At 46.6% G+C, this 23,455-nt stretch carries 18 protein-coding genes and 1 pseudogene; 3 read left to right on the top strand and 16 right to left on the bottom strand.

Annotated elements, in window-relative coordinates; translation table 11 throughout:
• Positions 1 to 12: 12 nt before the first annotated feature.
• From FCL45_RS08470 to FCL45_RS08460, 3 genes are all read right to left on the bottom strand, one after another.
• Positions 13 to 444, bottom strand: coding sequence for a hypothetical protein (locus tag FCL45_RS08470; protein WP_136798145.1), 432 nt, complete (start codon positions 442 to 444; stop codon positions 13 to 15).
• Between the two features lie 213 nt (positions 445 to 657).
• Complete coding sequence (locus FCL45_RS08465; protein WP_176360014.1) at positions 658 to 2,208, bottom strand: transposase; 1,551 nt, start codon at positions 2,206 to 2,208, stop codon at positions 658 to 660.
• A gap of 165 nt (positions 2,209 to 2,373) precedes the next feature.
• Entirely contained in the window at positions 2,374 to 2,727 is a 354-nt protein-coding gene (locus FCL45_RS08460) for a hypothetical protein (RefSeq protein ID WP_136800072.1), read from the bottom strand.
• A 184-nt stretch (positions 2,728 to 2,911) separates the two neighbouring features.
• On the opposite strand from FCL45_RS08460, the pseudogene FCL45_RS25070 reads away from it, so the two are divergent.
• A pseudogene (locus tag FCL45_RS25070) lies at positions 2,912 to 3,828 on the top strand (tyrosine-type recombinase/integrase).
• Positions 3,818 to 4,870 (top strand): IS91 family transposase, encoded by a 1,053-nt coding sequence (locus tag FCL45_RS08445; RefSeq protein WP_176360015.1) that lies wholly within the window; start codon positions 3,818 to 3,820, stop codon positions 4,868 to 4,870. Before FCL45_RS25070 ends, FCL45_RS08445 begins: the two are co-directional and overlap by 11 nt.
• Positions 4,871 to 5,119: 249 nt before the next feature.
• Here the strand turns inward: FCL45_RS08445 and FCL45_RS08440 are convergent, their stop codons facing one another.
• From FCL45_RS08440 to FCL45_RS08415, 6 genes are all read right to left on the bottom strand, one after another.
• Positions 5,120 to 5,434 carry a hypothetical protein gene (locus FCL45_RS08440; RefSeq protein ID WP_136800078.1) on the bottom strand — a complete coding sequence of 105 codons (315 nt, stop codon included), beginning with the start codon at positions 5,432 to 5,434 and terminating at the stop codon, positions 5,120 to 5,122.
• Between the two features lie 214 nt (positions 5,435 to 5,648).
• Entirely contained in the window at positions 5,649 to 7,199 is a 1,551-nt protein-coding gene (locus FCL45_RS08435) for a transposase (RefSeq protein ID WP_176360014.1), read from the bottom strand.
• A 690-nt stretch (positions 7,200 to 7,889) separates the two neighbouring features.
• On the bottom strand, positions 7,890 to 9,440 hold the full coding sequence (locus tag FCL45_RS08430; RefSeq protein WP_176360014.1) for a transposase: 1,551 nt from the start codon (positions 9,438 to 9,440) through the stop codon (positions 7,890 to 7,892).
• A 251-nt stretch (positions 9,441 to 9,691) separates the two neighbouring features.
• Positions 9,692 to 10,558 carry a DUF6159 family protein gene (locus tag FCL45_RS08425; protein ID WP_136799889.1) on the bottom strand — a complete coding sequence of 289 codons (867 nt, stop codon included), beginning with the start codon at positions 10,556 to 10,558 and terminating at the stop codon, positions 9,692 to 9,694.
• A 1,558-nt stretch (positions 10,559 to 12,116) separates the two neighbouring features.
• Positions 12,117 to 12,641 (bottom strand): rhodanese-like domain-containing protein, encoded by a 525-nt coding sequence (locus tag FCL45_RS08420; protein WP_136799890.1) that lies wholly within the window; start codon positions 12,639 to 12,641, stop codon positions 12,117 to 12,119.
• Complete coding sequence (locus FCL45_RS08415; RefSeq protein WP_136799891.1) at positions 12,638 to 13,099, bottom strand: MauE/DoxX family redox-associated membrane protein; 462 nt, start codon at positions 13,097 to 13,099, stop codon at positions 12,638 to 12,640. Before FCL45_RS08415 ends, FCL45_RS08420 begins: the two co-directional genes overlap by 4 nt.
• Positions 13,100 to 13,745: 646 nt before the next feature.
• Between FCL45_RS08415 and FCL45_RS08410 the strand changes: the two genes are divergently transcribed.
• Complete coding sequence (locus FCL45_RS08410; RefSeq protein ID WP_136799892.1) at positions 13,746 to 14,075, top strand: helix-turn-helix domain-containing protein; 330 nt, start codon at positions 13,746 to 13,748, stop codon at positions 14,073 to 14,075.
• A gap of 150 nt (positions 14,076 to 14,225) precedes the next feature.
• Here FCL45_RS08410 and hypD read toward each other — a convergent pair whose 3' ends face one another.
• The 7 genes from hypD to FCL45_RS24825 all read right to left on the bottom strand — a co-directional run bounded on the left by hypD (position 14,226) and on the right by FCL45_RS24825 (position 23,452).
• Entirely contained in the window at positions 14,226 to 15,281 is a 1,056-nt protein-coding gene (hypD, locus tag FCL45_RS08405; protein WP_136799893.1) for a hydrogenase formation protein HypD, read from the bottom strand.
• Between the two features lie 183 nt (positions 15,282 to 15,464).
• On the bottom strand, positions 15,465 to 15,722 hold the full coding sequence (locus FCL45_RS08400; protein ID WP_136799894.1) for a hypothetical protein: 258 nt from the start codon (positions 15,720 to 15,722) through the stop codon (positions 15,465 to 15,467).
• Between the two features lie 348 nt (positions 15,723 to 16,070).
• Positions 16,071 to 17,423, bottom strand: coding sequence for a Ni/Fe hydrogenase subunit alpha (locus tag FCL45_RS08395; protein WP_136799896.1), 1,353 nt, complete (start codon positions 17,421 to 17,423; stop codon positions 16,071 to 16,073).
• A gap of 1 nt (position 17,424) precedes the next feature.
• On the bottom strand, positions 17,425 to 18,372 hold the full coding sequence (locus FCL45_RS08390) for an NADH-quinone oxidoreductase subunit B family protein (RefSeq protein WP_136799897.1): 948 nt from the start codon (positions 18,370 to 18,372) through the stop codon (positions 17,425 to 17,427).
• 10 nt (positions 18,373 to 18,382) lie between these two features.
• Entirely contained in the window at positions 18,383 to 18,802 is a 420-nt protein-coding gene (locus tag FCL45_RS08385; protein ID WP_153305574.1) for a hydrogenase iron-sulfur subunit, read from the bottom strand.
• 55 nt (positions 18,803 to 18,857) lie between these two features.
• Complete coding sequence (locus tag FCL45_RS08380; RefSeq protein WP_153305575.1) at positions 18,858 to 21,905, bottom strand: FAD-dependent oxidoreductase; 3,048 nt, start codon at positions 21,903 to 21,905, stop codon at positions 18,858 to 18,860.
• Positions 21,906 to 22,003: 98 nt separating this feature from the next.
• Complete coding sequence (locus FCL45_RS24825) at positions 22,004 to 23,452, bottom strand: 4Fe-4S dicluster domain-containing protein (protein ID WP_275942958.1); 1,449 nt, start codon at positions 23,450 to 23,452, stop codon at positions 22,004 to 22,006.
• Between the last annotated feature and the right edge of the window lie 3 nt (positions 23,453 to 23,455).

The raw sequence follows: 23,455 nt of genomic DNA, 5'->3' as shown, positions 1-23,455 counted from the left end.
AACGTCTAGCAATTATTTTAATTTCTTTAAATCATCGTATTTATCATTTTTATAATAATTTGATATTGTATTTGAATGATTTTTATCAACACATGCAAATATTATTTCGATTCGAGGGAAGTTCCCCATTACATATGGAGGCTTCGCAGTGTGTTCGGAAATGGTTAGCATTTTTTTTGTAGAGTCTATATTTTGACAAAATTCATTTGCTCTAGCAGTTGCTGCCCTCCTAATGCCAGATGTCCCGCTAAACCCAGTGGATGCTTGATGAAATATTCTATATTTTTCTCCAGGTATACTATCTTCATTTTGATAGAAATCTTGTCCCTTGTATACAACATTTTTAAAATGAGACTCACTTTCATTTGCTTTCTCAATTGGAGACATGCTTGCACAACCAGACAAAAGTAATAGAGTAGGTATTATAATTAGTACTTTTTTCATAACGAATAACTGAATTAGCTGTTAATATTTAACGAGCCTGTAGAAAAAGGCAGTTCAAAATCCCGAAGATTCCCTCAACCGATTTCAGGAGGGTTCCAAAAATCTACTTTCCTAGCCGCCTATTTCGATTCCACTTGTTCTTTACCTTGCTCTATTTGCCCTCAAGTCCATTTGTGAACATTCTTGGAACTATTCTCCTCTACGATCTACCTGTCAGCTGCCTACTACCGCTCCATACGAGTGGATCTTTTTCAGGTTATGGACCATGCAGAACAGGTTCCACTGCGCATTCACTTTTCGTTTTCCTCGAAGACTGAATCGATCAAGTTTCATGGTTGACCGTATATGGCCAAAGGGTGGCTCACCAACAGCGAGTCGCATGCCATAGATTGCTCGACCAATGGTTGAATCAATCTTTCGTTTCATCTTCTCTGTGAATCGCTCATTACCGTTACGCTTTTTCCCCGGAAAGTAAGCTAGCTGACGGGCCTCGGTTTTCTCTGGCTTTCGTAAACACTCACGTCGCAATTGACATGGGAGGCAGTCTCGCTTAGCTCCTTTAAACTTGTAGGCCTGATAGTCTTTCACCTTGGCGTTGCAGCCATTGCGGTAGAGTTTCTTGCCGGCCGGACAAATAGCGTGGCTCAAATCATCAGCGAAAGTAAAATGTTCAGGCCGAAAGAGTCGCTTTCCACCGGCCCTGGTCGCAAAGTGATAAGCGGGGAGATCTTTATAGCGCTCCGCTGTGGCAAAGCGAGGATCTCGTTTGCGGAAACGAGTATCCGCAACATACCCATCTATATTCTCTGTATAGAGGTACTCGAGATTCTTCTCGGAATGATAACCGCTATCCGCTACAACTTTGGCCTTACCAAATACATCTTGGTCGCCTATCTGTTCCAAGTTAGACTGTATCGACTTCAGCGAAGGTACAAGGAGATTGGACTCACTGCCCTGCCCATAGGCTTCTGCTCCAACAATGACTTGGTGCTTCTTGTCCACTGAGGCAACACCGACATACCCCTGTATTACCCCTTTCGATGTGGCCATCTTGGCAGAGTCATTATCGGTAATGTTTGATTTAACCGGTTTGCCGCCACTGCCACGTCGGTCATCATGGTCTTTCAGCCAATCCCTTATCTTGGCAGCACTTTTTTGTAGTTTCTTCTTATATTTCTCTTCATGATCCCGAACTTCCGGCTCTATCTTCTCAAGATCCATGGACTTGTGACGGATGATCATTCTGTGCAGAGCTCGCTCTATCTTTTCAACCTTTTTGGTCAAATCGGCTTTGGTGCCACTCCATTCCTTAGAGGCATTGCTTGGGAGTTTGCAGCCATCAATAGCAAACATCTCTCGGCCAATAAGGTTCTGCTGGTCACAGATCAGCAGTACTTGAAGAAAGAGAGAGACAACCTCTTTGTCCATACTGGAAACGAAACTGGCAATTGTTGTGAAGTGGGGTCTGGTATTGGCTGAAAGGGCCATGAAAAGGATGTTTTTTTCACAGCACTCGGAAATTGCACGACTAGAAGTAATACCTCGTGAATAGGCAAACAGGATAATCTTCAGCAAGATCCGTGGGTCATAGGCTGGGGCACCAGTTTCGTCGTTGGTGAACCTGGCATCAAAGATGGAAAGGTCGAGTTCGTGATCGACCAGATAGTTCAGGGTGTACTCGAAAGTCCCTTTTTGTATCTGCTCACTGAAGAATACTGGTATGAACATCCCCTGAGCGTATGAATACGGCTTGTATTTGGCCATGGCTTCCGACTTTCGGCAGGGTTAAGGGGTTGATTACCATCGAATGAAGCTAAATATAACCCTAAATGCCTGATATTGCTATGACCAATACCTTTTTCTACAGGTTCAACGTGAAGTTCAGGGGCGCGCGCCTTTTGCGCGTCCCTTGGAACGCCTTGTTATGCTTTATATTTTATTAGTAATTAGTATGGTGGTTGCAAACGCCAAACTTGCGATGCCAATAATTATATTCATTTGGGGTGTTACAGTTGGCACCACAAAAAATATTTTCTTTTGAAGATTGTATGCGTATGCCAATACGTGTCTTGATAAAATATGCATTGCCCCAAAGGTGACAAAAAATAGGAATATTTCAAATCCTTTCTCCCCTTTCCAAAAATTCGTTAAATTTGGATTAAATGCATATTTAATCATTAGATAAAAAATGATTATAAAGATAGCAATAATTACTTCAACATATAGACCGAACTTGCTATTTGAAGTAACTTTACACTTCTCAATTAAATTTCCAATCAGCATATATATTATCTAAATTCGCATAACGTGAAGATAACCGGCCAGCCAGTGAGTTGGCCTTAAAAATCAGATCCTTATTCTGGTCCGGTTGATTGACTGGTTGAACGAAGCCGCTACGCGGCAGAGGTCTTGAGTATACTTCAGTAAAGAGTCCAATTCCGGACACTTACAGAAAAAGGAGTATACCATGAAGGCAAAAGATTCCAAACGTTTTGAAATCCTTTACGATCGGCACCTGAAAAAGCTTACGCTTCAAGGCAAGAGTCAGGCAACTATCAGCGCCTATGCCCGGGCTGTTCGTCGTCTTACCGAACATTTTGATTGTTGCCCAGATCAACTGTCGGTGGAGCAGCTCGAAGATTATTTTACCCGTCTGGTAGAAAACTATTCCTGGAGTACGGTAAAGCTCGACAGGCTCGGCCTGATGTTCTTCTGGAAGCACGTCCTGGAGCAGGACTGGCAATGGCTCAATATCGTCAAGCCACCAACTGTGAAAACAATCCCGGATATCCTTACTAGAGAAGAAGTTGCCTTACTTGTTCACAACACGCGCAAACTCCGTTACCGGGTCTTTCTCTTTACTACTTACTCCATGGGGTTGCGTTTACAGGAAGCACTTTCTTTACAGATCGGAGATATCGATGCCAATCGCAGACGGGTACATATCCGCAGAGGCAAAGGACATAAAGATCGTCTGGTTCCACTGCCTGATCGAACCCTGAAGGCATTACGCATTCTCTGGCAGGATCATCGCCATCCCAAGCTGCTTTTCCCAAACTATAGAGGCTCTGCTGAAACCATCATCAGGGCAACCTCTCACATGAACATCGGTTCCACCCAGCAGGCCATGAAAGCGGTGGTTGCAGCCTGTAACATTAAAAAAAAGTCTCCATCCACTCCCTCAGACACAGCTTTGCCACCCACCTCCTCGAAGCGGGTTTAAGCCTTCGCCACATCCAGGAACTTCTCGGGCATTCAAGCCCCACAACCACTGCCCGTTACGCCCAGCTCACCTACACCGCGGAAAAGGATAGCATTGCCACCATAAACGAGCTGATCAATTCCATGGAGCTGAACCCAACGAGGAAGCAACATGGACATTAAATCACTCATCAACAAATACTTCGACCTGTACATGATTCGTCATGGCGGCAATGCCATCCCAGAGCAACTGAGGGCTTTGAGGGACATACAGCAGTGTCGAACCCCTCAATCTGGCGAACTCTATGCACGATGCCCTGATTGCCAGCATGGAGAATGGCGCCCCCTCTCGTGCGGCAACCGCCACTGCCCAACCTGCCTCAATCACCAGACCAGTTCCTGGCTTGATAAACAGCAGGCGAAGCTCATGCCGGTCCCCTACTTCCTGGCCACCTTTACCTTACCATATGAACTGCGATACCTGGCATACGGGCACCAGAAAACTGTCTATTCCCTGATGTTCAAATGCGTCGCTGAAGTCCTTAGATCCTTTGCTGCGAACCCAAAACATCTTGGAGCGGAGATCGGCATGACCATGATCCTGCACACCCACGCGCGAGACCTCTCGTTTCACCCCCACATTCATGTACTCATCCCTGGCGGCGGTATAGATAAACGATTCGGCAAGTGGAGAAAGGTGAAAAATGACTATCTCTTCAATGGATTTGCCCTGGCCAAAACCTTCCGCGGCAAATTCCTCGACATGCTGAAATCAACAGGCCTGTCCCTGCCTCAAAATCTGCCTGAAAAGTGGGTTGCCCATTGTGAATGCGTGGGCAATGGCTTCCCGGCCCTGAAATATCTGGCCAGATATCTCTATCGAGGCGTCATCAGCGAGAAAAATATTGTGGCAAGTCACAACGGAAATGTCACTTTCAAGTACCGTGACAGTAGGACTGATGAGCTAAGATATTCCACAGTAAAAGCAGAGGATTTCCTGAACATCCTGGTCAAGCATGTCCTGCCGAGAGGCTTCAGACGCGTGCGGGATTACGGTTTTCTGCACGCCAATGCCAGAAAAATCAGAACCCTCATTCAGCTTATACTGCATGTCTTTACCCCAATAGTGCCAAAACAGCGGCAAAGGCCAAAGTATTCCTGCCCAAAATGCAAGGCGGCTATGCTGGTGATACGCTTTCGATTCGACTACGGCAGATCAGGATAATGATTAGCCTGGACGCTGCTCTCACATAAATTCAGCAGGAGGTAATGCAGTCTATGAAAACAATCTGTTTCTTTCACACCTTGTCAGGTGAAGGGATAACTATGCTCTATAATTACAGCTAGAATTCAAGGCCCCCTTCCAGGGTAATTACTTTCAAAAGATATTTCCTTAGGAGAAAAGCCGGGCTTGTTCAACCACGGATAAGATTGTGGATCGCTTTGCGATCACAATCTATCCTTATTCGTTATGTTAATTATTTTCAGTGATGTTCTCAAAAGTTTCATCGAATTCCCTGTTGTCGTTTGAGTAACCAGGGTCTAGTTCTTTGGTTCTTTTGTATAAGAAACGATTTTCAAAATAGAGGAACAATGAATACACCACAAGTCCCATTATCATTATGGCTTCCAGTGTGCTTATTATGCTGGTGGTTTCTTGGCCGAGTGATTGAAAAAGGAGAAAGAGAAGCTGCACGACTGGGGATATTAACAACCCGATCAAAAGTCCTAAGGCGCGCCATAGCAGTTCTTTTTTTGTGTTTTTTATACGTATTATTAAGTGTTCCATTTTTTTACTCATGGCTGGAGTTTTAAAACATAACGAGCCTGTAGAAAAAGGCAGTTCAAAATCCCGAAGATTCCCTCAACCGATTTCAGGAGGGTTCCAAAAATCTACTTTCCTAGCCGCCTATTTCGATTCCACTTGTTCTTTACCTTGCTCTATTTGCCCTCAAGTCCATTTGTGAACATTCTTGGAACTATTCTCCTCTACGATCTACCTGTCAGCTGCCTACTACCGCTCCATACGAGTGGATCTTTTTCAGGTTATGGACCATGCAGAACAGGTTCCACTGCGCATTCACTTTTCGTTTTCCTCGAAGACTGAATCGATCAAGTTTCATGGTTGACCGTATATGGCCAAAGGGTGGCTCACCAACAGCGAGTCGCATGCCATAGATTGCTCGACCAATGGTTGAATCAATCTTTCGTTTCATCTTCTCTGTGAATCGCTCATTACCGTTACGCTTTTTCCCCGGAAAGTAAGCTAGCTGACGGGCCTCGGTTTTCTCTGGCTTTCGTAAACACTCACGTCGCAATTGACATGGGAGGCAGTCTCGCTTAGCTCCTTTAAACTTGTAGGCCTGATAGTCTTTCACCTTGGCGTTGCAGCCATTGCGGTAGAGTTTCTTGCCGGCCGGACAAATAGCGTGGCTCAAATCATCAGCGAAAGTAAAATGTTCAGGCCGAAAGAGTCGCTTTCCACCGGCCCTGGTCGCAAAGTGATAAGCGGGGAGATCTTTATAGCGCTCCGCTGTGGCAAAGCGAGGATCTCGTTTGCGGAAACGAGTATCCGCAACATACCCATCTATATTCTCTGTATAGAGGTACTCGAGATTCTTCTCGGAATGATAACCGCTATCCGCTACAACTTTGGCCTTACCAAATACATCTTGGTCGCCTATCTGTTCCAAGTTAGACTGTATCGACTTCAGCGAAGGTACAAGGAGATTGGACTCACTGCCCTGCCCATAGGCTTCTGCTCCAACAATGACTTGGTGCTTCTTGTCCACTGAGGCAACACCGACATACCCCTGTATTACCCCTTTCGATGTGGCCATCTTGGCAGAGTCATTATCGGTAATGTTTGATTTAACCGGTTTGCCGCCACTGCCACGTCGGTCATCATGGTCTTTCAGCCAATCCCTTATCTTGGCAGCACTTTTTTGTAGTTTCTTCTTATATTTCTCTTCATGATCCCGAACTTCCGGCTCTATCTTCTCAAGATCCATGGACTTGTGACGGATGATCATTCTGTGCAGAGCTCGCTCTATCTTTTCAACCTTTTTGGTCAAATCGGCTTTGGTGCCACTCCATTCCTTAGAGGCATTGCTTGGGAGTTTGCAGCCATCAATAGCAAACATCTCTCGGCCAATAAGGTTCTGCTGGTCACAGATCAGCAGTACTTGAAGAAAGAGAGAGACAACCTCTTTGTCCATACTGGAAACGAAACTGGCAATTGTTGTGAAGTGGGGTCTGGTATTGGCTGAAAGGGCCATGAAAAGGATGTTTTTTTCACAGCACTCGGAAATTGCACGACTAGAAGTAATACCTCGTGAATAGGCAAACAGGATAATCTTCAGCAAGATCCGTGGGTCATAGGCTGGGGCACCAGTTTCGTCGTTGGTGAACCTGGCATCAAAGATGGAAAGGTCGAGTTCGTGATCGACCAGATAGTTCAGGGTGTACTCGAAAGTCCCTTTTTGTATCTGCTCACTGAAGAATACTGGTATGAACATCCCCTGAGCGTATGAATACGGCTTGTATTTGGCCATGGCTTCCGACTTTCGGCAGGGTTAAGGGGTTGATTACCATCGAATGAAGCTAAATATAACCCTAAATGCCTGATATTGCTATGACCAATACCTTTTTCTACAGGTTCAACGTTGAGTTCAGGGGCGCGCGGCTTTTGCGCGTCCCTTGTAACGACTTGTTATCTGGTTTATATTTTATATCCACTCACTTTTTGTTAAAATTAGAAACTCAGTAAAAAGAATAAAATGGCTCCCTCTATGGACAATAAAAATAATGACGTATAATATACAGTTCCAAGCTGTCCAATGTTCCCATATTTAGACTCTCTATGCTCATAATATTTAATAGTGGTATCAATTAAAGGGATACTATTAAATGACATCTGTTTCTTTATAACACCATCCTTAACCATGCTGTCAAGAATCAGCAAACCACATGGGAATGCTGTTACAAATGTTATTCCCATTAATAGGATGAAAAGTGTAGTTGACATGTCGTAAAGAGCAGAAGTGTTTTTTTCTCCAGATAACGAGCCTGTAGAAAAAGGCAGTTCAAAATCCCGAAGATTCCCTCAACCGATTTCAGGAGGGTTCCAAAAATCTACTTTCCTAGCCGCCTATTTCGATTCCACTTGTTCTTTACCTTGCTCTATTTGCCCTCAAGTCCATTTGTGAACATTCTTGGAACTATTCTCCTCTACGATCTACCTGTCAGCTGCCTACTACCGCTCCATACGAGTGGATCTTTTTCAGGTTATGGACCATGCAGAACAGGTTCCACTGCGCATTCACTTTTCGTTTTCCTCGAAGACTGAATCGATCAAGTTTCATGGTTGACCGTATATGGCCAAAGGGTGGCTCACCAACAGCGAGTCGCATGCCATAGATTGCTCGACCAATGGTTGAATCAATCTTTCGTTTCATCTTCTCTGTGAATCGCTCATTACCGTTACGCTTTTTCCCCGGAAAGTAAGCTAGCTGACGGGCCTCGGTTTTCTCTGGCTTTCGTAAACACTCACGTCGCAATTGACATGGGAGGCAGTCTCGCTTAGCTCCTTTAAACTTGTAGGCCTGATAGTCTTTCACCTTGGCGTTGCAGCCATTGCGGTAGAGTTTCTTGCCGGCCGGACAAATAGCGTGGCTCAAATCATCAGCGAAAGTAAAATGTTCAGGCCGAAAGAGTCGCTTTCCACCGGCCCTGGTCGCAAAGTGATAAGCGGGGAGATCTTTATAGCGCTCCGCTGTGGCAAAGCGAGGATCTCGTTTGCGGAAACGAGTATCCGCAACATACCCATCTATATTCTCTGTATAGAGGTACTCGAGATTCTTCTCGGAATGATAACCGCTATCCGCTACAACTTTGGCCTTACCAAATACATCTTGGTCGCCTATCTGTTCCAAGTTAGACTGTATCGACTTCAGCGAAGGTACAAGGAGATTGGACTCACTGCCCTGCCCATAGGCTTCTGCTCCAACAATGACTTGGTGCTTCTTGTCCACTGAGGCAACACCGACATACCCCTGTATTACCCCTTTCGATGTGGCCATCTTGGCAGAGTCATTATCGGTAATGTTTGATTTAACCGGTTTGCCGCCACTGCCACGTCGGTCATCATGGTCTTTCAGCCAATCCCTTATCTTGGCAGCACTTTTTTGTAGTTTCTTCTTATATTTCTCTTCATGATCCCGAACTTCCGGCTCTATCTTCTCAAGATCCATGGACTTGTGACGGATGATCATTCTGTGCAGAGCTCGCTCTATCTTTTCAACCTTTTTGGTCAAATCGGCTTTGGTGCCACTCCATTCCTTAGAGGCATTGCTTGGGAGTTTGCAGCCATCAATAGCAAACATCTCTCGGCCAATAAGGTTCTGCTGGTCACAGATCAGCAGTACTTGAAGAAAGAGAGAGACAACCTCTTTGTCCATACTGGAAACGAAACTGGCAATTGTTGTGAAGTGGGGTCTGGTATTGGCTGAAAGGGCCATGAAAAGGATGTTTTTTTCACAGCACTCGGAAATTGCACGACTAGAAGTAATACCTCGTGAATAGGCAAACAGGATAATCTTCAGCAAGATCCGTGGGTCATAGGCTGGGGCACCAGTTTCGTCGTTGGTGAACCTGGCATCAAAGATGGAAAGGTCGAGTTCGTGATCGACCAGATAGTTCAGGGTGTACTCGAAAGTCCCTTTTTGTATCTGCTCACTGAAGAATACTGGTATGAACATCCCCTGAGCGTATGAATACGGCTTGTATTTGGCCATGGCTTCCGACTTTCGGCAGGGTTAAGGGGTTGATTACCATCGAATGAAGCTAAATATAACCCTAAATGCCTGATATTGCTATGACCAATACCTTTTTCTACAGGTTCAACGTGAAGTTAAGGGACTGCGGGGCCTCTTGTATTTACTTAATTGATTTGATATTCTTTTTGGTCTGTCTCGTACTTTTTAAACACCGCGGCTCACGCAGTCCCTTTGAACACTTTGTTATACAAATTTTATTTTTCTTTAATTTAAGTCGAGCTTTCTTTTACTTGGAAACGTGCAAGCTCACCAGAATTAAATACTTCAGGTATTTCGTTATTTTTTACAGTTAAAAATAAGGCTGCTTGAAAAATAGTTAGCAGTGCTGAAAAGAAAGACCATAAAACTGCCAAATATAAAATTGAGATAAATGCAGCAATAATCAGACTTTTATACGTGCCGAATAAAAGTGCGAACAAAGGGAAAAATATTGCTTTTGAACTAAGTACCGAAATCAATAATCCAAAGGTGAATTCTTCTAGCAAAGCTACCACCCAAGTGCCTTTTATTATTTTGGCTGAGCGTTTCAGCGATGTAAGAGGCCCAACCTTTTCGTACACCATTATTGGAAGAACAAGCCAAGATGCTAATGTCCAAGTTAAGCCTATAAACTTGGCCATAAGATTACCAACCCAATTGGACCGCTCTTCAACAAACTGTAATAGGAAACCTATTGTAGATGACAAAAAACTCCAGCAAAGTACAGATGGTAAACGATAGAAGGCCACAGATATACCATCAAAAAATGTTGGATTTTGCTTGTTCATTCTCATAATTGCACATTGAACCGTTGCAACATTAAAAAACATACTAATAAAATATGTGCTTGAAAACAAAAGGAATAACTTACTGTAATGGATTATTTTCTCAGTTATTGTCTCACCACTATCAGGGATGTCGAACAACGTACCGTTCAAAAAGCTTTCAACAAGATTTTCAGAGGGGTTGAACAATGGCAAAATGAAAAATGACAGGATTGATACACAACAGAATGCTGAAATTATCTGAAATAGAAATATTTCTTTATCTCTTTTTAGAACGCTCCAAGATGTTTTCAGTAAAGATTTTGAGTTCAAAACATTTCCCTTATCGAGGATCTAAACAGGTTCTTAATGTATAATGTAGAGTTAAGGGGCTGCGGGGCCTCTAGTATTTACTTTTTAGACTTAGATTTCTTTTTGGTCTGGCACGGGATTTTTAAACACCGAGCCTCACGCAGTCCCTCTTGAACGTCTTGTTAAATGTTTATTATTTTCTTAGTTTTAGGTATATTTCTCTATCTCGATAAATACGTAGTGCTAATAAATTCTTTATAAGAACAAGTATGACCTTAACAGATATGAACACTCCTAGTACCCAGAACTTAGTAAAGGATAAAATAATACCCATTACAATGTTTGATAAATAAAAGGATATCAATAAGCCATGCTTTGAATATTCAATCAATGGTGAAAATAATATTTGAAATATCCAATAAACATTGAAAAATATCAAAAAAACGACGAAATAATATACGAATTCATTTTCTTGAAGTAGAAATATTGCTCCTATTGAAATCCCAAGAACGATATCCCATGTATACTCAAATGCCTTTTTCATCATTTAACGTTAAATTCAGGGGCGCGCGCCTTTTGCGCGTCCCTTGAAATGACTGGTTATATTTTATATTTCTTCTTTTTACTTTTTCTTTTTTTTCGCTTTTTAACGTTTTTGGAATGCTTTAAAGAACGCTTGTTTCTTACAGATGGATCTGATTCGTAGTTGATTTGTCTATTATTTTTAAACCATAAAATAAAATCAGGATAGCTTAAACATAAATAACAGACAAACAGCATGAGAATTGGAAGCAAAACCAAGGACACAATAAATATATTCTCTTTTGTGCTAAATATATAATCCCACCAAAGTAAATAATGTTCAATAGTCAGTGTTGATTTTAAATACTCTCCGATACTTTTGTAATTCTCTCTGTAAAAGTTGTACGACAAATAGCCATTGACGAGAATTCTACTCAATATCCCACATATAATTACCATTAATATCAGTGAGATTAGGCTGAAACGTTTCGTCATTTCTTTAATATAACGTGTAATATGGGACTAGTCCCTTTTTGGGGCAGAACCCCACTCTGTTCGACTCATTTCATCGTCAAAGATTGCGACTTCCTCATAACCTCCCCAAGCAACTTCGCTGCTTCGATAACCGCTATGTAATCGGAATGGCTATGCAAATCTCATCATATGCCACAACACAAAAAGTTACAATAACAAACCTGCCACGTCATAAACGTCCTATAATGCGTAACTATCCGTGATATAGAACTAGTCCCATATCATGCAATTCTGATATTTTCATCAATTTTGAATGTGAGAAAACCCTGCAAATTGGCAGTTAACGCTTTCTTATAATACGCTATATCTCTTGATATAGGACTAGTCCTAATATGTACAGCTATCCAGACATCCTCCAGTTTCCCTTGTATTTTCGGCTCCTCTAACTGTCCCATTTTGGAAGCATTCTTTAATTAGCATCTCACGTTGCCCATATTGACTCACTGCAAACAAAAAAGCCACATCCCGCAAGGGATGTGGCTTTATCAACTTTTATCGCAGTGAACCTGAATCAGGCCTAGCCCTACTGCACCTTGGCTACATCATACTTCGCACCTTTCCAGGCAAAAATCCCGCCCGGGTGACGAAGTACGTTGGTATAACCAAGTTTGGCCGCCCACATTGCGCCATTATGACTTCTGGTGCATTTGACGAAGCCGCAATAAACGACAATCTTCTTATTTTTGTCAGGGCCAAGGAGTGCTTCATAGTCAGCAATCGATTTCCCATCTGTTTCTTTAGTATCCCATTCGTTCATGTCCGGAATCGGGAAGAGAAACTGCTTTGCTCCAGGAATATGATTCTTTTTATAGCTGGCCTCATACGGCATGGTATCTATAATCAGCAAATCTTCATCAGCTTCAATGGCCTTTTGCAGCTCTTCAGTGGTAATTACGTCGTAGCCTCCACGCTGAACCTCTCTCGAGAGTTTTACTGCTGAGGCCTCTGTGGTAACCTCTTTTGCAAACTTTGACGTACCAAAAGCAAATGCGTTACTGCAAAAACACAGCGGAACAACTACCAACAGTGCACATAAAATCTTTTTCATGGTCTTTCTCCAAATAAATTAGGAAGTAATCGATATGAATGCCAGAAGCAGTAGGTCATCGGAACACAAAGGAGCAGATCGCGGAGCAGTGCCACTCTAAGACCTGAAAAGGCCTTATGCTCAGCGTCTTCCGGGCCAAAACAACCGCAATCTATATCCAATCCGAGCCAGATACCGTATGTAAGGACAGCTATAAACACAATCATGAGCAGGGCTGTTATCCAAAGACCAGCATTTTCCCCCTTGACCAGGAGAAACGCCGCTACCAACTCCATAACAGGAAGTATAATAGCTGTCGGTAGCAGCAGAAAATCCGGAAGCAGGCCATAAGCCCCAATGATCTCTGCAAACGCAACAGGATTGGCCAGCTTGGGTACTCCGGCCAAAATCATTACTCCGGCCAGCAACCAACGCGACAGTCTATATACCCAGCGGTTGATTCGCTGATACTTTGACATAATTTTTTTGCTCTATTCCCCCACTCACCAGGAAATACTTCACAAAGTACTTTTCTAAATTTTTCATACATTTAATCCTGATCTCAATGGCAATATCCCAAAGGTTTATACATATTTGTCAAATCGTCTTTTCCTATCTTAACATGATCAAAGATCAGCCTTTTCTATAGAACTCAGAGGCAACCGCACCCCTCTACTTTTTCGTTATCTGCAAATATCTTTCATCCAGGCCCCTATCAACTCCCTTCGTTTCCAACGATGCCCCATTGATGCAGAAAGTCGGTTAACGGTTCATCCATAAGCCGTATAGAAGGGGAAGTCACTAATACCCCTAAAGTACCTGATTCGTAACCAAATCGATGAGTACAGATATTCCACCAGGATTAAACAAACCGCTTAGGTCAACCAACACCGAACTGGCATGCATTTTTATCTGAATTTTCAGGCTCGCTAGCCAATTTTGATCATTTTTCCATTTGGCATTCAGAACCCATAAAGCCTAAAATGGAGGGAGGAACTATGCGGCATCAGGAAGTCCGCAGAGTGGTAGAGAAGGAGATTAGATGTACCCGCCAGCATCCGGCTCTCGAATTTCACACCATCGCGTCGGAATCCTGGCTTCCTCAACTGATTGGCAGGTGGACTTATGGACAAACGTAGATATCAGCGAATCTCCGTTCAAGGCTTGAGTGCGGACATTTCAGACGGGAAAGGTTTTTTTTCCGGCACAGTATCCGATATCTCCCAACTGGGTATATCTCTCAACCATATATCCAGGCATCTCGACAGAGACGCACACATCCTCTCGGTAATAGTTGAAGGCAAAGGCGCCCATTTCAAACTACTGGTTACACAGAAATGGGAATCAACCAATGGAGAATTCAAGATAATAGGAACCCAGATAGAGACCAGCCCCTGGGACTGGACCGACTTCGTCAGCCAACTCGAACCGGAGGAAGATGACGTCAGGAGTTGATCGGATGGGAGTTCAAAAAAAAACCGGCAGACGGAAAGTTCCGCTGCCGGTTTTTCATTGTCTCTGGATCACCGCGTTTAAAATGCCTGCTGACATATCCTGCCTGGCAGGGCAATCATATCCAGGCTTTTAAATAGCAGGAAATGCAGGTTACAGATTGTATTTAAAATAGGATGCGCAAATCCCCTCACTGGAGATCATACATGGTCCGATCGGGTTCTGCGGAGTACAAGCCATACCAAAAGATGGGCAGTCTGGCGGCAATCCGCGGCCGGAGATGATCATATCACAGTGGCAGGCACAACGTTCCTGCCCTTCTGAAAAGCGTACATTAAAGCGCCTGGTAGCGTCATAAAGCGCCAATTCATCACGAATGATGAATCCACTTTCAGCGATGGTACCAAGGCCTCGCCAGGCTGTATCCACGGCAAAGAAGACCTCCGACACCATTCGACGCGCATTCTGATTTTCTTCAGATGAATAGATTACTGCAGAACTGTTGTCAAACAATGAAACCCCGTGTTGAATCTGGGTCACCATGGCGATCAGACCGCGAATAATGTCACTCTCATCAAATCCTGCGATACAACAGGAGAGATCATGCTTTTTGGCGAGCGCTGCATACGCTTCAGTATCGGATATGGTGGTGACGTGATCAGAGCAGAGCAAACCATCGAGATCCAGATCAGGGTCGCGGAGGAGCGTATCTATGGTTGGTGGAAGCAGACGGATGGATGGGATAACGCAGAAATTGTCTATCCCCTCGCTGGCTGCCTCTAAAATAGTCTCTGCAACGGATGGTGCAGTGGCCTCAAAACCTACCGCAGGGTAAACAATCGTCTTATCAGGCTCTGAGCGGGCGAGTTCAAGACACTCCCTGGGCGAAGTTATGACTTCTACCCTGGCACCCTTCTCCCGGATGGAAGCCAAAGATTCACGACTACCCGGGACCTGCAATAAATCTTCGCAAGCAGCTGTAATTACATCGCGTTTAAGTGCAACTTTTACAAAAGCATCTATATGGCCTGCCGGCATTACACATACCGAGCACCCGGGGCCTGACACCAATAGCAGTTTCTTCGGAAGTTTTTCACGCAGTCGATACCGCATAATCGCCTGATTATGAGAACCGCACACAACCATGATTCGCATCGGTCTATCGACAAGTTCGTGCAGCCTTTCGAGCAACTGTCCCGGATCTCTCAAATCATCACCTTCTCTTTCAAGGATCTATCTCAAAACAATAAACAGACCAGACAAACTACGGGGCCGAAAGTGGCCCCGTATTATAACTCCCATTGATACCCCATGAATTGATGAAATATCAGGAGATAACTACTATGTTCCAACAGCACTTATCCGTACAATGTCTGGAACCAAGTGACGGAATCAGATAGTTTCCTCTTCCGCTTCTTTTCTCAGGTCTTCATAATTCTTTGACCTGGTGATTTTTTCTTTTTCGAGGAGAGCGATCTCCTCCCTGGTGAGATGAAACATGCCGCAAGCAGGGCAGGTTGCATCGAATTCATCTCCAACAGCACGTGCCTTCAGTTCATCGATTGTCATATGGTCAACATAGCCGCAGACTCCTGAAGGATTCTCAGCCCGAACCTGAACACGCTTTCCCCTCTCACTTCGTTGTGGCATTACGGTCTCCTTTTTCAAGCGACACTGCTACCTCAACTGCTTGCATTCGGCCCATTAGTATACCACGATCCGACAAATCATCATCAAAAAAAGCTGACATTTAAGCGAATGGTGTAACGAACATATGCAAGCACAAGATAACGGGTCATTATTTCACCTGTTCCATCATGAAAAAACAGGCGATTTGCCTAAAAACAGAAAACCGGGTTTCCTCGATATTCTTGCCATGAGGAAGCCCGGTCAGCTCGAACATCAGTTGGTTAACGAATCAACTTCCTTACCTTCGGAGTCGATGATGGATACTGATACAGGTACACCGCCATCCAGGCGGTGGGTGGCACAAGACATTCAGGGGTCGTAGGCCCGGACGGCCATCTCTACCTGGTTGAGCAACCCTTCATTGTAGTTTCCATCCTTGATCAGGGAAGTTGCAGCCTGCTTCACGCTCATATTCATTGGCGCGATATTGTGAGTGGTGCCCACAATCAGGTTCGCTTTCTCAATACAACCGTTTTTATCGGTTACATAATCATGGATCAGGGTACCGCGTGGAGCTTCAACAATACCCACACCGCGTCCCGCTTTCGGCTCTACCTTGGCACGGATGTTCGTATCTGTGATGCCTTCCCACTCGAGAATCTCGATGGTGCGCTCACAGGCGTAAACCATCTCGATCAGACGGGCATAATGATAGAGCAGAGTCTGTTGGGCAGGTCTGCCGAACTGTTCACGGAACTGCTGTAGCGCCGCGTTGGCCTGCGGGGTGGAGATCTTGTCACAAACGTTGATTCTGGCCAGGGTATTTGCACGGTAGATACCTTTAGGCGCCGCCAGATTCAGATCAAAACCCTCGTTCCAGGACTTGGCATACGGCATCTTGGAATATGCCCACGGCTCAACATGCTCACCGAGATGATCCGCATACTCTTCGCCTTCGAAATCAATATAGCTTCCGTCAGGCTTCATCAAACGCTGTTTGCCGTCATAGATGCGAAGAGAACCATCTTCACGGTCGACGGTACCCAGAAAGCCTGTGGTAATGTTCCCAAGCTCGCTGATAACGTCCATATACTTTGAAAAAACGTTATTGATGGCGAAATCGAGGGAATAGAGGGAGAAGTCGAGGAGAGTGCGTGTGTCTTTCAACAACTCCTGACGCTCACTCTCAAGAAGAGGCTTGGCAAAACCTCCAGTCACACCGGCGATCGGGTGAATAGCCTTGCCGGCAAAACGCTCCAGCATCATCTGGCCGAGCTGACGCATTTTAACAACCTGGGTAGCCAGCTCTGGCGCCGCCTTGGCCACACCAATAACGTTTCGAACCGAATAGTCCGCATCCGGGCCAAGCACGAAGTCAGGAGAGGCCAGGAAGAAGAAGTGCAGGATCTTGTCGTTGATATGTGCCATTACCTGGCACATTTCACGCAGCTTGTGACCTGTCGGGGTCGGGGTAACGCCAAAGGCACCATCAACCGCTTTATTGGAAGCCAGATGATGCATCCAGGGACAGATACCACAGATCCTGTTAACGATGCGAGGGACCTCTTCAGCAGGCCGCCCCTCAATAAATTTTTCAAACCCGCGTAGGGACTGGATGTGGAGGAAAGCATCCTCCACATTGCCACCATCGTCGAGATGGATGGCGATTTTCGCGTGTCCTTCAATGCGGGAGACTGGAGCTATGTTAAGTACAGTTCCCATACTACGCCTCCTCCTCTACTGCTACACGTTTTTTCAGTGGCTTAAGCAATCCATGGGCGCCGGAGAAGCGCAGAATGGAGCGTCTGTCTTCCACTGATTTAAAATCAATCCCGTTACTGGCGAGGGCATTCATCATATCAAGCAGCTGATTGCCGTCTTTACGTACGGGGCCGAAACAACCGCGGCAGGGAACGCGCGCGGAAATACAGCTGGGCGCACCACGCTTGGCGCAGCCGGCTGCGGTTACCGGTCCAAGACAGAGGAAGCCCTGCTCGAGCAGACAACGCATCTCGCTGATAGGTTCCTCAGGGTTGAACTTGGCATTTTTGGTGAAGCGCTTGATCTCTTTCACTTCACCTTTGCCCTCACGCTTGGCAGGGCAACTATCGCAGACAGACTTGGTGGGCAGTACAGGATCACGATTCTCAAGAAGAGAAAAGATCACTTCCGCGATATGGGCCGGGTTAGGTGGGCAACCCGGTAACTGCAGGTCGATCTTGACCTTTTCATCACAGGCGTAAACCCGATCCAACGGTGCGGGTACTTCGATGGTGGGGATCTCCGCACCTGGATCGGTGGTGGGTGTTTTGAAAATATCTTCCCAGCTCTCCTTCAGGTCCTGGCCGTTCATCAGCGCCGGGATACCTCCGTGGGTAGCACAGGAACCGAGGGCGATCAGTACATCACACTTGGCGCGCATCTCTTCGAGCACCTCGAGATGCTCGTGGTTTGCTACACCACCGGTAACGATACCAACCGTGGCCTTGGGGATCGTGAGCACTGTGCCCTCACCCGTCTGGCCAAAATATTTATGATCCATCAGGACCGGGGCATGAACAATATCCAGCGCCTCGGTAATAATGGGGATCAGATCCTCACCGATATTGAGGATCGCGATCTCACAGCCGGAACAGGACCCCAGCCACTCTAAAGCAGTAGTAACTCCCATCTCAACCTCCTTATGCCGCCTCGGCACTTTGACTGTTAATCGGGCCCAACTGCTTGACACGTTTGGTCATATCAGTCACAGCTGCTACAAACTTGTCCGGCTCCGCCGAGGAAACCCAGGCAATCTGAAATCTTTCACTTTCGAATCCGAAGTCCTCAAGCAGGGTGTTGATCATATCGGATCGACTCATCGCTTTATAATTACCATCCAGGTAATGACATTCACCGAGGTGTCAGCCGAGTACCATAACTCCGTCCGCACCTTGATTCAGCGCGTCCAGAACCTGCTCGGGATTAACCATACCCGAGCACATTACCCTTATAATCCGCACGTTTGGCGGATACTGCATCCTGGAAATACCCGCAAGATCAGCAGCGGCATAGGAGCACCAGTTGCAGCAGAATGCAATGATCTTAGGCTCAAAACTCATTTGCTTTACTCCTTGTTACATTCACTGTTTACGTTCAGCATCGACCAGGGGCCCCCTATACTGCAAGGGCCGCCTGAATCTGACTGCTAATCTGTTTCGTGGTAAAGCCGCCTACAAAGACACCACGTTTCGGACATGTTCCCTGGCAAAGGCCACAACCTTTACACTTGGCCTTGTTCACCGAAATGATTTTCTTCTCGGTGCCTGCAACGTCTTCCAGGCTGATAGCGTGGTATGGGCAGACGTCGATACAGAGGGCACAGCCGTCGCAGTTTTCGGCATCAACATTGGCTTTGACCGCATCCATGGAGATGTCGAGCTTGGAGAGCAGGGTCGCAGCACGTGAAGACGCTGCCAGGGCCTGGGCTACTGACTCTTCCATCGGCTTCGGATAATGGGCCAGACCGGCAACGAACATACCATCGGTAGAGAAATCTACCGGTCGCAGCTTCGCATGGGCCTCAAGGAAGAAACCATCGCCATCCACTGGTACCTTGAAGATCTGGGCCAGTTTCTTGGCATCTTCCTTCGGTCGGATGGCAGATGCGAGGATAACCATGTCAGCCTCGATCTTCAGCGGACGATGGAGTACGTGATCCCAGACACTGACGTCGATCTTCTCACCGCGCGCCTCAACCTCCGGCTTACCGTGCAGCTCGTAGTTGATGAAGATAACACCCATCTTACGAGCCTGCCGGTACAACGCTTCACGCTGTCCGTAGGTACGCATATCACGATACAGGATGTAAACATTACGTTTCGGATCTTCTTTCTTGAGCTCGATCGCGCTCTGTACAGAGTGAGTACAGCAGACTTTTGAGCAGTAGTTGACGTCACCTTCGCGGGAACCGACACACTGAACGAAGACAAATGTACTGGCGTTTCGTACGTGAGTCTCTTTCAGCTCGTGCAGCTTATCGAATTCGATGGAGGTAACAACTTTCTTGATCTTGCGATAGCCGTACTCAATGGGTGAGTAAATTGAGCCACCGGTTGCGATAATGCCGACACCATGTTCGATGGTCTTGGCAAGACCATCTTTGGTCTTGATGGTGGTCTTGAAGTTACCCACAAAGCCATCAACCGTTTTCACCTCAAATCCCTTGTGAATGATGATCTTCTCATTCCAGGTAACCGCATCGACCAGCTTGGCGACTTTGGTCGGGATATGCTCTCCACTCCAGGTGTCCTGCAGATGCAGGGCATTACCACCGAGAGTGTCAGTACGCTCAACCAGATGTACCTCAAAGCCCTGCTCGGCAAGGTTCAAGGCGGAGGTCAGGCCGGAGACACCGCCACCGACGACAAGGCCTTTCTGGGTAATTGGTACATTGAACGGCTTCAATGAAGTGCCGTAGGTGACTTTTGCCGCCGCCATGCGAACCAGATCCTTGGCTTTGTCGGTGGCTAGCTTCGGAGTATCGGAGTGTACCCAGGAGTTGTGATTCCTGATATTGGCCATCTCCACCAGGTATTCGTTGAGGCCAGCTGCCTTTAAGGTCTCGCGGAACAACGGCTCGTGGGTACGCGGGGTACAGGCCGCAATGACGATCCTGTTCAGATTCTGCTCCTTGATCCTCTTGACGATCATGTCCTGAGTATCCTGGGAACAGGAGAACAGGTTTCTTTCCACGTAAACAACATTCGGCAGGGTCGCCGCATATTCTTCTACAGCGGCCACATCGACTGTGCCGGCAATGTTCGAACCGCAATGGCAGATAAATACACCAAGACGTGGGTCTTCCTTGCTGACATCACGCTCTTCAGGAAAGGTTGCCTCTGTGGAGAGTTCATGGCGGGCTGGGGCCAGGACCTGGGAAACGGCTGCTGCCGCTGCAGAGCCTTCAACAACCGACTGGGGAATATCTTTGGGCCCTGCGAAAGCACCACAGGTAAAAATACCCTCGCGGGAAGTGGTAACAGGCGCAAAATCCGAGGTGGCGGCAAACTTATCGGCGGTCAGCTGGATGCCTGCAACGTCTGCAAGGCCCAGCATCTGCTTGGAGGTCTGAAGGCCTACGGAGAGCACTACCAGATCATAGTATTCCTCGATCTGACGGCCCTGCTCATTCACGTAAGATAGTCTCAGGTCACCGGAATCACCTGCAGGCTCAACACCGTTCACTTTACAGCGAACCATGCGGACGCCGGACTCGTTCTTGGCGCGATCCATGTACCTGTCAAATTCTTTACCGTGGGTACGCATATCCATATAGAAAATGGAAGTGGAAATGCCGGGAACGTGATCCTTGGCAATCACCGCCTCTTTCAGGGCGTACATACAACATACGGAAGAGCAGTAACCGTTCCCGCACAGGTTCTCGTCACGGGAGCCGACACACTGCAGGAACGCAACTTTGTTGACCGGCTTGTTGTCGGAAGGACGGATCAGGTGACCCTCGGTCGGGCCTGAAGCCGAAAGGTAACGCTCAAGCTGCAGCGAGGTAATAACATTGGGATAATCACCGTAACCCCAGACGCCTGCATCTTTCGGATCATAGGCCTCAAAACCAGGAGCCATGATTACCGCACCGACGTTCACCTCATGAATTTTCTCAGTATCATCAAAGTTAATCGCACCGGCATCACAGACCTTCTCACAGAACCCACAGGCACCAGGCTTTTTGAGTCTGATACAATTGTGCGGATCGATCTGATACTTCAGCGGTACTGCCTGAGCATATTTAACATAGATCGCCTTGCGCTTGCCGGTGGCAGCATCATACTCGCTGTCCACCTTCTTGGGGCATTTATCGGTACATGCTCCACAGGCGATACATTTGTCCATGTCCACATAACGTGGCTCTTCTTTTACAGTAACAGTAAAATTACCAGCTTCACCATTGATGGCGGTAATTTCACTTAAAGTCATCAGTTTAATATTCAAGTGCCGACCGCACTCCACCAATTTTGGCGCGATGATTCACATCGAGCAATCGTTGGTAGGGAAGGTCTTGTCCAACTGGGCCATGGCACCGCCGATGGCCCCTGATTTTTCAATCAGGTAGACATAGTATCCGGAGTCGGCAAGGTCCAGGGCAGCCTGCATACCCGTGACACCGCCACCCACGATCATCACCGACCCAATCTTATTGTCCAGCATGATAGGTGTCTCCTCTTAATATATGTTGCCTGCACAGCCCGGGAACTTCCGAACTGTGCATCAAATTCTTGCCTCATTTCAGTTGCGCCTTGTGAGCACTACTGTTTTTTCGGGATGATGAGCGAATCCGCCACCAGCTCCCAGAGGTATTTCACCTCAATATCCAGATCATATTCCTTAGTGAGCGATTTCATGATCTGGTCGCGACAGTTATGGCATGGCGCGACAATAAGCTCAGCACCTGACTCTGTGATCTGACGGGCCTTGATACGTCCATAAAATACACGCTCTTCGGCGTAAGGCATTGCCCAGGCACCGCCACCGGCACCACAGCAATATGCACCGTTTCTATTTGGATTCAGTTCGCGTACGTCATCCGCACAGGCACTTGCTACTTCACGTCCTTCCTCAAAGTATCCCTGGCCAAAAGCCTTGAGGGATTTACGCCCGTAGTTACAAGGGTCATGGTACGCGAGGGGAACGTTGTGCACAGACTTGTCAAGCTCGATACGTCCTTCACGGATGTACTCGAGCAGGAGATCGAATACTGTGACAATCTTGAATTCTTTGAGAGCCTCTGGAAACCATTTGGTCAACCCGGACCGGGTTGCAAAATATGCGTGGCCTCATTCGGGTAGTAGCAGAACCTTACAGTTCAGCCTACGCATGTTGTCGACGATGCGGCCGACAACGATTTTCATCGATTCGTCATCACCGGAGAACAGGCCCCAGTTAACGCCTTCCCAGTGTTCAGAGGCGATGGTCCAGGACTCACCGGCGGCGTAGAAAATCTTCCACCACCACTTCATGTCATCCGGCTCGGCAAACGGCTCTTTTGAGTTCACCGTTACCAATACCCGTGCACCGTGTACATCCACAGGGGTCACGAACCCAGGACATTCGTCTTCAGCGAGTTCTTCGCCAAGATCTTCCAACAGGAAGACGAAATCGTCTTTGGGGATACCGAGGTTGTTTCCGCGCTCGAGGCACATCTGCACACCTTTGTGGATAGGTCCGGGAACCTGGTTTCTATCCCTGGTCCCACGAATTTTCCGCATCAGTGCTACGATCTGAATGTTGGCAGGACAGGCCTCTTCACACTTGCCACACATAGTGCATTTCCACGGCCAGCTGGAATCAACCAGCTCCTTATCCATACCAAAATTGGCCATACGGACGATCTTACGCGGGTCGAGTCCGTCGACACCGGCAATCGGACAAGCGGACGAGCAGGATCCACAGGTGAGACACGAATCGGCCCATGATGGATCAAGCACCAAGTCGCTTGAGGTATCATTGAGCAGGATCTGTTCGCTTTCAATCTTTTCAATCGGTTTAACTGCTTTTAAATCAACATGGCTGGTAGGGCGGACAAGGGGCTCGCGACCAAACTTCTCGCAGAGGGCCTGGTAGTCCTGAAACCTCATAAGATACTTGCGTCCTGGTCCCTCTTTTGCAGAGAGAGTTCCGGCGTTAATCCAGTTTCTTATGGTGTTCCGATGTACTCCAAATTCCTCGGCCAGCTCACTGACTTTAAATTCGTACATCAT

This window comes from Desulfosediminicola ganghwensis, assembly GCF_005116675.2.
Classification (GTDB): domain Bacteria; phylum Desulfobacterota; class Desulfobulbia; order Desulfobulbales; family Desulfocapsaceae; genus Desulfopila; species Desulfopila ganghwensis.
The sequence above is the reverse complement of the archived record's forward strand: the minus strand, read 5'-3'. Positions and strand labels throughout refer to the sequence as shown.